This is a genomic window from Flavobacterium sp. CG_9.1 (genome assembly GCF_015751645.1).
In the GTDB taxonomy this organism is placed as follows: domain Bacteria; phylum Bacteroidota; class Bacteroidia; order Flavobacteriales; family Flavobacteriaceae; genus Flavobacterium; species Flavobacterium xanthum.
The window spans coordinates 14133-29740 of the sequence record NZ_JADOVC010000017.1 but is presented as its reverse complement, the minus strand read 5'-3'; the positions used below and the strand labels follow the sequence as shown (position 1 = coordinate 29740).

At 34.5% G+C, this 15608-nt stretch carries 6 protein-coding genes; 3 read left to right on the top strand and 3 right to left on the bottom strand.

Going from position 1 to position 15608, the window contains the following annotated elements:
• Nucleotides 1-324: 324 nt before the first annotated feature.
• The 3 genes from nagB (at nt 325) to IWX83_RS10415 (ending at nt 6120) form a co-directional block, all read left to right on the top strand.
• A complete protein-coding gene (gene nagB / locus IWX83_RS10425) occupies nt 325-2262 on the top strand; it encodes a glucosamine-6-phosphate deaminase (RefSeq protein WP_196829550.1) in 1938 nt (645 codons plus the stop codon).
• Nucleotides 2263-2286: 24 nt separating this feature from the next.
• Entirely contained in the window at nt 2287-4323 is a 2037-nt protein-coding gene (locus IWX83_RS10420) for a beta-N-acetylhexosaminidase (protein WP_196829548.1), read from the top strand.
• A gap of 177 nt (nt 4324-4500) precedes the next feature.
• Entirely contained in the window at nt 4501-6120 is a 1620-nt protein-coding gene (locus IWX83_RS10415; RefSeq protein WP_196829546.1) for an ABC-F family ATP-binding cassette domain-containing protein, read from the top strand.
• A 178-nt stretch (nt 6121-6298) separates the two neighbouring features.
• On the opposite strand, the gene IWX83_RS10410 is transcribed toward IWX83_RS10415, so the two are convergent.
• The 3 genes from IWX83_RS10410 to IWX83_RS10400 form a co-directional block, all read right to left on the bottom strand.
• Nucleotides 6299-8593, bottom strand: a complete 2295-nt coding sequence (locus tag IWX83_RS10410; RefSeq protein WP_196829544.1) for a BamA/TamA family outer membrane protein — start codon at nt 8591-8593, stop codon at nt 6299-6301.
• On the bottom strand, nt 8586-13589 hold the full coding sequence (locus tag IWX83_RS10405; protein ID WP_196829542.1) for a translocation/assembly module TamB: 5004 nt from the start codon (nt 13587-13589) through the stop codon (nt 8586-8588). The genes IWX83_RS10410 and IWX83_RS10405 overlap by 8 nt, the downstream gene beginning before the upstream one ends.
• A 166-nt stretch (nt 13590-13755) precedes the next feature.
• Complete coding sequence (locus tag IWX83_RS10400; RefSeq protein ID WP_196829540.1) at nt 13756-15438, bottom strand: Na/Pi cotransporter family protein; 1683 nt, start codon at nt 15436-15438, stop codon at nt 13756-13758.
• Between the last annotated feature and the right edge of the window lie 170 nt (nt 15439-15608).

Below are 15608 nucleotides of genomic sequence, written 5' to 3'. Positions count from 1 at the left end.
AAATACTTTTTATCGCTGTAAGACCGTAAATATATTTGTTAAGTAAATTAAAAAAAAATAATTTAGACTAAATATTGTTAGAATTATTGAATAACCAATTTTTGTTTAAAATACCTGCTTTTTTTTCAAACTTTTTGCTCATTCTGAAACAGAGAGGATTTGGATAAGAGGTTCGATCTATTTTTAATTGGTGAAAAAAGAGTCTTATTTTTGTTATTTAATAAAATTTTAGGCCGACAAGTTGGTTATTCATTTGTTTTGGATTGATTTTTACTAGCTATTTTAAAATAAGTTATCTTTATAAATCAGTTTTAAAAACAGGATATGAAAATTGCTCCAGAAATAAAAAGAGATATTAGTTATGAAAGTGCCGGAAAATTTGAAGAAACACGATTTGAAAAAATTCATATTGAAATTTTCAATACTGCTTCAGAAGCATCAATACTAGTTGCGCAGGAAATCGCTCAATTGATTGCTTCTAAACGGTCTCAAAATAAAATTTGTGTGCTTGGCTTGGCTACAGGTTCATCTCCCATTAAGGTTTATGAAGAATTGGTTCGTATGCATCGCGAAGAGAACCTTAGTTTTAGCAATGTCGTTACTTTTAATTTGGATGAATACTATGCTTTGAAGAAGGAGAATCATCATAGTTATCATTATTTTATGCACGAGCATTTGTTCAATCATATCGATATTAAACCTGAAAATATTAATATTCCAGACGGTATAGTGCCAATCGATGCACTGAAAGACTATTGTATCGCCTATGAAAATGAAATAAAAAATGCTGGTGGACTTGATTTTCAGTTGTTAGGAATTGGTCGCACGGGTCATGTGGGCTTTAACGAACCTGGTTCTCATATAAATTCGGGTACCCGAATAATAACTTTAGATCATATAACAAAAGTGGATGCTTCATCTGATTTTAATGGAATCGAAAACGTCCCAAAAAGAGCCATTACCATGGGTGTTTCAACTATTCTTAAATCTAAAAGAATTGTTTTGATGGCTTGGGGCCAAAATAAAGCCGATATTATTAATAGAACAACGCAAGGCGAGATAAGCTCAGAAATTCCAGCGACTTTTTTACAAAACCATACTAATACTACTTTTGTTTTGGATCAATCAGCGGCTTCAGAGCTAACCCGTTTTAAAACGCCGTGGCTCGTTCAAGACTGCAATTGGACCGTAGAACTTAAATGTAAAGCGATTGTTTGGTTGTGTTTAAAAACCAATCGATCCATATTAAAACTGACTGATAGAGACTACAACAATAACGGCATGTCTGATTTGCTTGCTTTAGAAGGATCCGCATACGATTTAAATATTACTATGTTCAACGTTTTGCAACATACCATAACCGGATGGCCTGGAGGAAAGCCTAATAAAGACGATTCAAAAAGACCCGAGAGAGCAAATCCAGCTATAAAGCGAATCATTCTATTCAGTCCGCATCCTGATGATGATGTGATTTCCATGGGAGGTACTTTTTCAAAACTCATAAAGCAAGGACATGATATTCATGTAGTATATCAAACTTCAGGAAACATAGCAGTTACTGACGAAGAGGCTTTAAAATATGCGGAAGTAGGCAAAGACTTTGTGGGTAGTGATGAGTCTAAAATTAATTTTGAATCCGTAATTGATTTCTTGAATAACAAGTCAGAAAACCAAATGGATTGTTTAGAAGTTCGCAGACTAAAAGGACTTATAAGACGGCGTGAATCCCATGCTGCAGTGCGATACATAGGCTTGAAAGAGTCGAATATTCATTTTCTAGATATGCCTTTTTACGAGACAGGACTAATAAAAAAGAATCCAATAAGTATTGAGGATATCGCAATTGTGAAAGCAATTATCAAAAAAATAAAACCGCATCAGGTTTTTGCTGCGGGTGACCTTGCCGATCCGCACGGAACACATGAAGTTTGCCTTAACGCAATTTTTGCTGCAATGGCCGCTTTGAAAGTTCAACCTTTTATGAACGATTGTTGGTTATGGCTGTATCGGGGCGCTTGGCATGAGTGGGAAATTCATGAAATAGATATGGCTGTTCCGCTAAGTCCTGAGGAAGTTATGCTGAAAAGACACGCTATTTTGTACCATCAATCCCAAAAAGATCGGGTGATGTTTCAAGGCAATGATTCTAGAGAATTTTGGGTGCGCGCCGAAGAACGCAATAAGCATACAGCAAAATTGTATGATGATTTAGGCTTAGCTGAATATGAGGCTATCGAGGCTTTTAAACGTTTTGATTATTAAATTTTTTTTGAATACCTATTAGTTATGAAGTACTTTTTAATTTTGTTAATGGCACATTTTATCTCGAATGCTCAGATAAAGGAAGAACAATTAAACCTCATGCCTTGGCCTCAAAACATAAATTTGGGCACTGGTACTTTTGCTTTAAGCAAAAATTTTAAGATAAATATCACGGGAAACCCTAATCCACGGATTTTCATTGGCGCTACTAATTTCCTGCGAAGATTAGATGGCAGAACGGGATTGTTTCTGGAGCAAGCCTTTTTAACGAAGATCAACGAAAAACTAGAAGCCGAATTACAAATTAATTGTCTTCGCAATGGAAGAATTGAAATTAACGAAGATGAAAGTTATCAGTTGACCGTTACTTCCAATAAAATAATTATTAATGCTAGTAATGATTTAGGGGCTTTGCATGGCTTGGAAACTTTATTGCAATTGCTTCAAAATAACAGTACTTCGTATTATTTTCCAGTTGTTGAAATATCAGATTCACCACGTTTTACTTGGAGAGGCTTGATGATTGATGCGGCACGACATTTCCAGCCGGTTGATGTTATTAAAAGAAATCTTGACGCTATGGCTTCGATGAAAATGAATGTTTTTCATTGGCATTTAGCCGATGATCAAGGTTGGAGAATTCAATTGAAAAATCATCCAAAATTAACAGAATTAGCCTCAGATGGTAATTTTTATACTCAGGAAGAAATCAAAAACATTGTACAATATGCTGGTGAAAGAGGGATTTTGGTTATTCCCGAAATTGATGTTCCTGGACATGCTTCGGCATTGTTGACTGCGTATCCAGAAATAGGAAGTAAAGTAGGCGAAGGCAAAATTAGGTACGAAGTACAAAGAAATTCAGGAATTTTCAATGCAACTTTAGACCCAACAAATCCAAAAACGTATGAAATTTTAAGCTCGATTTTTGATGAAGTATGTCCACTGTTTCCGGGTAGTTATTTTCATATTGGTGGTGACGAAAACAATGGGAAAGAATGGAATGCCAACCCCGCTATTCAAAAATTCAAGCGTGATAATAATTTAATGAACAACCACGATTTGCAAACGTATTTCAACATGAAGCTGATTCCAATGTTGAAGAAACACAACAAGAAATTAATGGGTTGGGAAGAAATAATGACTGAAAACATGTCTAAAGATGCGATAATACATGCTTGGAGAGGGACAAATGAAGGTCAAGAAGCTGGTGGAGCTTTGATCAAAGCCGCAAAGAGTGGTTACAATACCGTTTTGTCTAATGGGTATTACATTGATTTGATGCTGGGTTTAGAAAGTCATTATTTGAATGATCCCTTACCTAAAAAAATCATTCTTAGTCCAGAAGAAAAAGCTAGAGTTTTAGGAGGCGAAGCAGCGATGTGGAGCGAACTCGTAACACCTTTAAATATAGATTCGAGAATTTGGCCAAGAACCGCCGCAATAGCTGAGCGATTATGGTCAAATGCAGAAGTGACTGATATGAAAAGCTTGCGCAAAAGGTTGAAAACTATCTCTTTTCGATTAGAAGAACTCGGAATTACGCATATTAGAAACAAAGAAGTGATTTTGAGAAACATCAGCAACAATCAAGATACACGAGCATTGAATGATTTTTCGAACCTATGTGAACCACTGAAAAATTACAAGCGCAACGGAGGCGGAAAAAAATACCGCATGCATTCTCCATTAACCTTATTTGCGGATGCTTGTAATGCCGATGCGGCTCAGGCTTTGGATTTTAACGAAACAGTCAATACCTATCTAGACAATAAAACCGTTGCTAATAGTAGCGCTGTGACTAACTTTTTTAAGAAATGGGTTGTGATGAATAATGATTTAATTGCTTTAAGTACCAATGCTCCTCTTGTACAGCCCCTTTTGCCTTTGTCTCAAATTTTGAGTGATTTAGCAGAGCAGCTTTTACTTGAAATGGATAAAAAACAGAAAGTAAATCCAACTTTAATGAAGGATTTATTAGAAAAATGCAATACTAGAAGTCCTGCCGATGTCGAATTAGCTGTTTACACGAGCCTGAAAAAATTAGTAGAAATAAAATAAAGTTAACGCAGGCTTTCTGAAATAAGATATTTGAATTCCTGTTCGTCGCGACGAACAGGATTTTTTTTTAAATTACTACAAACGAGCGTAAATTTTACTGCTCAAAATGTATTTTTGGAATTCAGTAAATCGGTATTTTTTTCGTATTTTTGCAAAAATTTTATAAAATAAACATTCATGTTAACAGTAAATAATTTATCAGTTCAGTTTGGCAAACGAATTTTGTTTGACGAAGTAAATACGACCTTCACACACGGCAATATTTATGGAGTTATCGGAGCCAATGGCGCTGGAAAATCTACTTTTCTTAAAATAATTGCAGGTGAAATGGATCCAACTTCAGGCCATATTCATTTGGAACCAGGTAAACGTATGTCGGTTTTAAACCAAAACCATAATATGTTTGACGAAAGCACCGTATTGGAGACTGTTATGATGGGGAATAAAACCCTTTATGCGATCAAAAAAGAAATGGATGCTTTGTATTTAGATTACAACGACTCAAATGCGGACAGAATAGGAGAGTTGCAAGTTCAATTTGAAGAAATGAATGGTTGGAATGCGGATTCTGATGCGGCATCGATGTTGTCCAATCTTGGAATCACAGAAGAGCATCATTACACTTTAATGGGAGATTTGGAAGGAAAAATAAAGGTTCGTGTCCTTTTGGCACAAGCCTTATTTGGAAATCCAGATTTGCTTATTATGGATGAGCCGACCAATGATTTGGATTTTGAAACTATTGCTTGGTTAGAAAATTTCTTAGCAAATTATGAAAATACAGTTATCGTAGTTTCTCACGACAGACACTTTTTAGATTCTGTTTGTACGCATATTTCGGATATAGATTTCAGCAAAATAAATCATTATTCAGGAAACTATACATTCTGGTATGAATCCAGTCAATTAGCTGCTAAACAGCGTGCACAGCAAAATAAGAAAGCTGAAGAAAAGAAACAAGAGTTAGAAGAATTTATTCGTCGTTTTAGTGCGAATGTAGCCAAATCCAAACAAGCTACCTCTCGTAAAAAAATGATTAGTAAGTTGAATATTTCGGAGATAAAGCCATCAAGTCGCCGTTATCCAGCAATTATTTTTGATCAAGAGCGTGAAGCAGGAGATCAAATTTTGAATGTGCAAAATTTAAGCGCTACTATTGAAGGAGAAATTTTGTTTAAAGGAGTAGATTTAAATATGGCCAAAGGCGATAAAATCGTTCTTTTCTCTAAAGATTCACGTGCAACAACAGCATTTTATGAAATATTAAACGGAAATAAAAAGGCAGATTCAGGAACGTATGATTGGGGAGTTACAACAAACCAAGCGTATTTGCCGGTAGAAAACCATTCGTTTTTTGAGAGTGATTACACACTTGTAGACTGGTTGCGTCAGTGGGTAAAAACTGAAGAGGAACGGGATGAGGTAAACATTCGTAGTTTTCTTGGAAAAATGATTTTCTCAGGAGAAGAAGCTTTGAAAACATGTAGAGTATTATCTGGAGGAGAAAAAGTACGTTGCATGTTGTCTCGAATGATGATGGAGCGAGCTAATGTTTTGATGCTGGATGAGCCTACGAATCACCTGGATCTAGAATCGATTACGGCTTTTAATAATTCATTAAAAAACTTTAAAGGATCCGTTATCTTCACCACACATGATCATGAATTTTCTCAAACGGTTGCAAATCGTGTGATTGAATTAACGCCTAATGGAGCAATTGATCGTTATATGACTTTTGACGATTACTTAGATGATGAAAAAGTACAGGAATTAAGAGCTAAAATGTACGCCGTTTAAAAGCAGTTACATCCATATAAAATGGAAATCTCCCACAATGTGGGAGATTTTTTTTTAATACTAAAGTCATGTATTCTTGGTCATTTGTGTTTACTGTTGCAGTTGCTATGTCTTAAAAAAGCTAAACAAAATCTATTGATAGTGGTATATAGTACCAACTAATTCCTTTGTATTAATACTAAAATGGATATCCAATAGCCAAATTAAAAACTAAATTTTCTCTGCGCCATGGACCACTTCCAAAATCAATTTTATCCAAAACCCAACGGTCACCGTCAGCTAAATATGGTTTTCGTAATGGGAAGGCAAGATCTGTTCGAAGAATTAGAAATGAAAAATCAAAACGCAACCCAGCTCCAGCTCCAACGGCTATTTCATTCATGAATTTTTTCGAAAATTTGGCTCCTGGTTTCTCTGAATTTTCATTCAATAACCAAAAGTTTCCCGCATCTAAAAATAAAGCACCTTTTACTAATCCGTAAATTTTGGCTCGGTACTCCGTATTAAATTCCAATTTTAAATCACCGGATTGATCGGGTAAAAAAGTACTGGTATTTGCCGAGGCGCCATCAAAGCTTCCAGGTCCAATAGAACGGGCTCTAAAAGCTCGTAAACTATTAGTTCCGCCTATAAAAAATTGTTTTATAAAAGGCATTTCTCCTGAATTTCCATAGGCAAATCCGGCACCTACAATGATTCGGCTGGCCAGTTGGGAATCAGGTCCTAGTTTATAATAATGTCTAAAATCATTTTCTATTTTTACAAACTGGCTAAAAGGAACATCAAAAATTTTAATTGTATCCCCTTTTTTACTATTTGCTCCTGTAACTAATCCAGCTACATTTCCAGCTAAATCGATTGTGCCTTTGTAATAGAAGGTGTTTTTCTTCCTTTTTTGCAAGGTGTTGGTGTACGTATAAGAGTAGGTTGGCCCAAAGATTAATTGTTTTTCAATCACTTTTCCTAACGATTCATTTGCCAAAATTTGCTCTTGATACAAGGGAGTAACGTTTTGTGGACTGGCGTAGGTAATCTCCGTAATATTAAACAAATGTTCTTTTCGTTCATTTTCTTTCCACAAATAGCCGAAAGATCCTTTGAAGGTTTGTAAAGAATACAATTTGGTTCTGTTTTGGAATTCATACCCTAATGTTGCTTTCGTTTTTGGTACAAAACCACTGGGAGAATTAAGCTTAAAAGGAGCTACTAATCTTGGCCAAACCAAATTCGCCTCCGTTCCAAAACGGTATACATTAAACCCATTATTTTGTCCGGAAACTTGTACTTCAACCCCGCCAAAAGCAGAAATAGTCAACAATTCTGCACCTCTGAAGGTATTTCGGTTGCTCCAGTTTAAACTCAGTTCCGTTCCCGTGTAATTTGCTGAATTGGTTTTAGCCAATAGTTCTAGTCGCAGGGATTTCTTGGGTAAGGGAGTAAGATAGTAGTAGACATCTAAGTAATTGCCAATAGTATCTGAAACTCTGAACTGGTTTTTTACAAATTTGAATGTTCCTAAATTCACTAAGCGATTCAACGATAAATTATGATCAGTTCGGTTGTACAAATCATTTTTTTTGAAGTACAAAGCCCGATCAAAAATTCGGGGTTTGAATAAATTTTCAGGATCTATGATGGTGAGATCGTTGTATTTTTGGGTAGAGTCCCTATCAATTTTTAAACTATCATTGCCAATTGTGTAATTAGGATAGACGATAATTTTATTAATTCTATAGGGAGTTTCTGCTAGTTTAGGTGCTTCGTCCTTAATTTTTACGATAAGATCAACCTGATGATCAGCGACAGTACTATCAACTTGAACTTTCAGATAATCGGGGTTGAAGTAAAAATAACCTTCTTCTTTTAGTCTAGCATCAATACGAACCCTTTCCTCTTTTATCCGCTCAAGGCTGTATCCTTCCTCTTTTTTTAATAGACTTCGGCGTCTGGTATTTCTTATTTCTTTTGCGATTACTGAAGAATCTAGCGGAAATTTTACTTCTTTGATTTTGTATTGTTTTGCAGGGTTTACAAGATATTCTGCACTTACTTTTTTGCCTTTTCGTGTGGAATCTGCCGCTGTTTTAGCATTGAAAAACCCACTGTTTTCAGAGAAATTTTGCAAAACACTTTTGTTGTATTCTAAATCTACTTGGCTGTATAAAACAGAAGCTTCGCCCACTTTGTTCCTCAACCAATAGCGCCATCCTTTTTCTTTCTTTGGCTTTCCAGCCAAATTGTACAGGTACAATTTAGGTCGCAATCCTAGAAAAACACTGTTGGGTTTGGGCCTAACAATAGCCTTTAACTGGCTTTTTAATACTTTGTTTTCCTTTTTAGTAGTTTGCTTTCCTTCCACTTTTACTTTTGCGCCAGTGTACAACAATTCTCCTTCCGGTAAAAACCGAGTGTTGCTGCACGATGAAGCGAGCACGGCTAATAATAGAAAATATAGTAAAGAGCTCTTATTCATCTGACTTATTTTTTGATTCTTGTTTTGCTTTTATAGTCGCTTTTTTTGCTTCACTTTTTGCAAATAACTCTTTAAATTTATTATAGTCCAAAGTAATAACAAAGGCGATGCCAGTTTCAACTACTTCACCTTGAAGTGCTACTTGATACTTGTTCACACGGTACACTCTTATTTTATACCTTCCATCTTTTGAGAGTTGATAATCTAGCGAAACATCTCCTGCAATATTACTTGCATTCTGGTTGACTTGTTGCGGTCCTTCAATGCCAAAACTGCTTCCAACAGTTACTTTTAAACGGTCATTTAATAATTTCTTAGATATTCCAACATTCAAATCAGTCTTGTTTTGCTGCTGCCCAGTGGTATAATCATTCGAAGTATTTAGATCAAAATTAAGTTCGACGCCTTCAATTAGATTACTCGCCAAGTTATTGAGTTGCTGTGACAAAATTTTACTAGCACTTTCTCTGGCTATGGTTGAAACATTGGTTCCTCCAGTTTCACTTGCAAATGGATTTTCACCTATAAAGCGATTCAGCAGGAGTAAGGCAAAAACCTGTTTGTTCATTTCATCAGGTTGTTGACGTAATTGCGTCAATTTAGCCTGTGTCGAATTAATAATTTCTGTTGAAACACTGTTATTCCCTTCCGGCAGAATAATGTCAAAGGAAATAGTTGGTTTCATTAATTCCCCTGTCATTTTAAGATTGGTTTCAAAAGGAATTTTTTGCTTATACGTATTTCTTATCTCGGCAGTAACCGATCCTAGTTGATCGTTGATTAAATCGATTGGAGCAGCTTCTGTTTTATAAATTGCCGTGATATTTATATCGGCCATTGTAGGTTCTCCAGTCCAGAGAATATAACTTCCTTTTTTTATGTCGAATTTTCTTTTGATTGCGTTAAAATTCATTTCGTAACTTCCTTCAGATAGCTCGTATCTGCCGGTTAGTGTTGTTTTTCCTGAGGGATCAATTCCACCGTTCAACTGTGCTTCTCCTTTTAATTTAAGGAAATCCCCATTGGCTTTATCGATAACCAGCGATAATTCAGCATCTTTATCTATTTCAATATTTACTGAGGCGTTGATTCCCTTTATATCCATTTCACTGTTCAGTTCATCTAAAGCAATGGTTTCAACTAGTTGAGGTTTATCTTGGTCTATAAATTCTACAATACCTTCTCTATCGGCTATTGATGGATCTGATTGTGGCAATACAACAGTAAATTTAGTGTCTTTATTTATTTTGATATTGCCCTCTACAATAGGATTTTCAAAATTCCCAGATACTTCTAAATGGTTGTCTAAATACAATTCACCATAATACAGATCATTGTCCTTAGCTTTGGAATTAACGGCTTTAAAATTTTCGGCATCAACGGTTAAATCAAAACCAAAATTCCTAAAATTGGTACTATTAATTTTACCGTTGATGGCTAAGTCATTTTCCAGCTCATCCTTGATAATAAAATTATTAAAAATAATAGCATCGTTGGTAAAGATTATTTTATCATTTATAGATTTGAATTGTGCATTAAGTTGTGTCGCTTTGAAACCGATAGCATTAAATTGTAATTCCCCAACAACTTTTGGTTGGGAGGTATTTCCTGTAATTTTGAAATTCCCGTTCAAAAAACCAGTGCTTTCGGTTATGTTATCCAAAGTGAAGCCTTGAATACTTTTCAAATTTAGTTTTTCAATATCCAGACTCATATCAAAACTACTCTGATCCGTTTTGTAAAATCCTTCTAGAGCAACTTGATTTCCTTGCCCTGTGATTGCAATTAGGGCATCATATTGGTTTGCAATGCTATTATTGACTTTGATGCTTATGTCGCCCACAGTATCTTTTTTGAAAGTAAAATTTTCAATGTTTAAGTCTGAGGTAAAAAGAGGGGTGGTATTTATATTTTTTACCAATGCATTTCCATTGATCTTACCGCTAAGTTGTAAATCTTTTTTCTCAACAAAACTCGTGATAGTTTTAATTTCAAAATCGTTAAAAGCAATTGCTATTGGAGCATTTTGGGTAGTCGATTCGGATTCAATCCGAAGCTTACTTTCCTCTTTACTCAACTCAAATTCACCTACATAAATTCCTTTTTTGCCAAAACGCACCAAATTGTCTTCTGCTATATTCCATGATTCGTAGTTCAGCAACAAATTAGTTGGATCCAGATTTATTTCGTTATTTCCGTTTATGCTCTTTAATGTTCCCGAAATTAAATATCGTTCCACGTCCTTAGCATCTTTTAATTGCAAGGTGTAATCCACGCGGTTGATTTCCACTTTACCGGTAATACTGGTGTGTGGCAACTGAATTTGTTTGTTTTGGATGTCGTCTATAACAAAGTTATAAACCAGCGCTTTGTCTTGTGTATCGATTTTTAAAACGGCATTTGTAATGGTGTTTTCTGCGTAAATTAGTTTTGGAATACTACCATTTAAAACAATAGAATCATTTACAGAATTGTATTTTCCGGTTACAGTAATAGGTTCTAGACTTTTCAAATCAGGAATCATTTTTATTATAATCGGGCTATCTTTTATGTTAATTGCAAAAGCAAATTGTTGGTTTTCAACTGCTATTTTTTTTGAATTCGGGCTGCTATCATAATATTTTGCAACAGAATTGGATACGGCATCAACAATTTTCGAACCCTTATATTTTCCATTAACTTCAGCATCTAAAAAAGGAGCTTTTATGGATAATGTGTTTTTCTCAGTTGTTGATGTGGCTACCACTGTAATAGAATCTATAACAAATTGATCTTTGGCATTGATAACCGAAATGCTATGTGCATTGATTGTTCCATTTAGGTAATCTAAATTTGCCGATTGAATGTCAGCATCAACAATACCTCTTATTTTTAATGGTCCTGCATGTAAATTTAACTTTTCCAAATCTGCAATATCCACATTTAATTTTAATTTTCCAGAAGGATACTTGTCTCTAAAACTACCGCTACTCACGACATCAAAAGTCAGATTAGGATCTTTAGCGGAAGCAATTGCGTTAAAGTTTCCTTTGGCAATAGCTCCTTTTACATTTATATTTTTGTAAGTATATTTATTGTAGTATGCTTTTTGAATACTTCCGTTTAAGGAGGCTACTGCTGTTTTTGGATCAAAACCAGTTCCCTTAATGTTGGTCTTTAAAGTTACTTTTCCAATGGAATCATTTTTGATAAACTTACCTAAATCAAAATTAGTCAGTTCAGCTTGGACATTATATTTCTCATAATTTTTCCTAGTTTGATCGAATGTTCCTTTGATTTTTGCATTACCAAAGCTACTAATCAAATTCATGTTGGTATTAAAATCGGTAATCGTTCCTTTAAAAGTTCCTTTAGCGCTGAATTGTGATGGGAGCTGAATAGAATTTGGAATTGTTCCTTTAGGTAAAAAGCCAACAAAATCTGTGGCACCCGATTGTAAATCTTTTACGTTCAGGTCAAAATACGTTTTGTTGATATCTGGCAAACCAACAATGCTTCCGCTGGCTGCTACTTTTGTATTTCCAATGCCGCTAATAGCAATGGATGGGAATTGCATGTTTTTTATTTTCCCTTTTACGGTTCCATTGATTAGCAAAATAGCATTAGGATTACTGCTAAATGGATTTGTATTGTTTAAAGTAGGGGCAAAAAGTAAAATGTCTTTGACTCCAACTTTACTTTTCTTAAAATTAGCTATTAATCCTAATTCCCCAGGATTTTTGGCTAAAGATGCAAGGGATGGATAGCCAATTCGGATTTCATCTTTTAATTCTGTTTGCGGTGTTTTTAAATATAATTTTTTAAAGAAAGCATTCTTTTTTCCGTAGAAAAAGTCAGCAGTAAAAGATTGAATGTTCAAGCCACTTTTGTCTTTTACAGAAAGGGAATTAGCCGTTCCAGAAATGTTTTCCGGATTGTAATTCAACGCATCCACTTGCAAGTTTAAATTGGTAAGATTTAAATGGTTGTAATCGATCCCTTTTTGTGATGGTGCGACATTATTATTATCGTAGCGAAAATTAACACGTTTGAACTCCGTTGAATTTACTTTGACTTGCCAATTCGTAGATTGTGTGTCATTAGATTCTTGAGTAGTATTTACTTTATCTGATTTACCAAGAGTTAGTGCACCTTCTACGCCGGTAAGATTGAGACTTTCAATAATAGCAAATTTATTATTGAGATCCATTTTGTCAATTTTAGCAAGAAGCTTTTTTAAATAAAAAGTAGTAGCTAATTTTGTGACTTCATTTTCATAATCAAAATCTATTTTGGCTAAATCCATTTCTCCAAGTTTTAAATTTAAAATGGATTCTGGCTCATTTTTTATCGTAGCTTCTAATGTGGAAATGGAGGGTTGCGCTATGCCTTTTTTTAGTTTGAATTTCAAACCATTGATTTTAGCTTTTGGAATTTCAAAGCTCATTTTGTCCAGATCGAAGGTTTTGATTCTTGTTTCAAAATGATTTAGATTAGCATAAATCGTTGTGTTTGTGGTGACATCCTTGTATTTAAATTGAACGCGATCCAGCTTGATTTCTTCGACAGAAAATTGCATGGGTGGCGAATTACTTTTTTGCTTTTCTGGTGAAGCGAATGCTTTGATAATGTAATCAAAATTAAAAATAGCCTTAGAATCTCTGCTTAAATTAGCAGAAATACCTATTAAGTGAACAGAATTAATTTCGACTTTATTGTTCATTAATTGAAATAAACTAATGTCAACAGCCAACTTTTCTCCAGCAAAAAGAGTGTCTTTTTTTTGATCTTGAAAATAAACGCCTTCCAAAATCACTTTTTTAGGCAGACCAATTTCTAATCGGTCAATGGTCACTTTGGTTTTTATTTTTCCTTCCAGGTAGGCTACCGCTTTGCTTTTAGCATAATTTTGAACAGAGGGGATTTGAATGACAATAACCACTGCTAAGAATAATAGAATTACAGATCCTATTATCCAAAGGAAAATTTTTAAACTTTTCTTTAAATATTTTTTCAAACGAGGTAAATTTTTGGCTAAAAATAGCAAATTTAAATCAGAATTGCAATTTCAATCCCAAACGCAATAGCCTATAAAGGTCAAAAATTGATTGTTAAAAAGCTTATATAGTTTACGAATAAAGTTGTAAAATTATCGAGTCTATTTACATTGAAATAAATGTTCTTTAGGTCTTATAAATGGGAATTTCATTAAAATGTTCCGCTACTTTCTCCTCCAATAAAAGGTCTTTCACAGCCATTAAAATCGCTTTGTTGGCGGTAAAAAGTTCCCTATTAAAATTAATGACTGTCGTTATATCGATACTTTCAATTGTAGTAAGTTGCACATCTGTGTAAAAGGTATTAAGCGCCGAGGTGTAGTTTTTTTGAATGCTATTAAATAAAGATACAAGTTCGTCAAAACTAGACTGTTTTTCTTTGAATAAGAGTCCATTTAATTTTAAATAGAGGCTTTCAGTTTCTTTTTTGTTGTGCATAAAAAACTGGTATTTGATATCTTTTGAAGAGTGGCTCAGATTTGTAATATTACTATGAATATCTTTTACACTTTTGACGGCATGCATAGCACTTCGTACGGCTGATATTAATTGGTTGAGTTCTGAACTTTGTTCACTGTTCAACTTTGCTCTTAATTTTAGATGGAACGCCTGTAACTCACCTTGGAGCTGTTTCAGAAACTCATATTTTTCTTCACTTGTTTTCGAATTATAGTTCCGTTTTTCATTAATTGCTGTAAAATCACTTTGTTTGTGAAAATCGAAGTTATTGATTTTAAATAATTCCAGATTGAAAAGTATTGAGTTGTGTATAAAGTAGTTGGCTTCTAGACGAAATAAATCCAGTGCCGATTCCGGTTCCTCAATGGAAGCATGGCCTATAAAAGCCGCAGTATTGCCATCCGTATTTTTGAAAAAACGCTCTAAAAATTTAGTAAATGAATCTAATACTGGAAGAAACAGCACGATGGCTAATAAATTGATCAGACTAGAAAAGGTAACCAAACCAATCAACGGATCTTTAATTTTTATAACGTCAGTAATTAGTAATAGAATGGGTTTTAATAAGATAAATGCAATGGCAGTAATGAAAATATTGAAAAATAAATTGCCCAGAGCTACCCTTTTTTTGGAAGCATTGCCACCAATGGCACTTACTAATATTTTAATAATTGTGCCAGTTTCTCCGCCTAAAACTATAGCAGCTGCCATAGGAAATCCAATTGCTCCAGCGTTTAATGCACTTAATGTCAGTGCCATGGTCACGGAGCTTGATTGTACAATCAGTGTAATTAAAAAACCAATAATCAGAAAAACAAGTAATGGCATGGAAGCATAATGCGAAAAATCAAAGTGCTGAACTTGTGATTCCATCGCTGATTTCATAAAGGAAAGTCCGATGAACATCAATCCAAATCCCAAAAGAAAATAAGAAACGTATTTTATTTTTTTTCGGTTTCCTAATAGGATCAGTAGAAAACCGCCTAAGCAAACGGCTGGATAAGCAATGACTTCAATATTGGTTTTAAAGCCGAGTGTGGCCACTAACCAACTGGCAATTGTTGTTCCTAAATTTGCGCCCAAGATAATGGACATCGCATTTTTCATTGTAAAAACACCAGCGCCAACAAAAGCTAAAACCATTAAAGAAACCATAGAACTGCTCTGGAGAATACCGGTTACAATGGTACCACCCACTACAGCGCCAATATTGTTTTTTGTAATCCGTTGCAAAAATAGTTTGAAACTTCTTCCAGAGAGGTTCTTTAGGGATTCCTCAACAAGGTAAATAGCGAATAGGAATAAACCCACGCCAGCTCCCAGTTTTAGTATTGTATTGAAAGTTTCCATAGCTTAAATTGGTACTAAAGATACTGAAATTTATAAGATGGTACACGAACCAATCTAATCCTTATTTATAGCGATTAAAAAGGATAATGGAGCCGATTTAACTTTGAATTGGTGATAAAAGGAATGTAAACAATAGTTTTAATTTTCACTAATGAGTTTCAAAAAGGCTA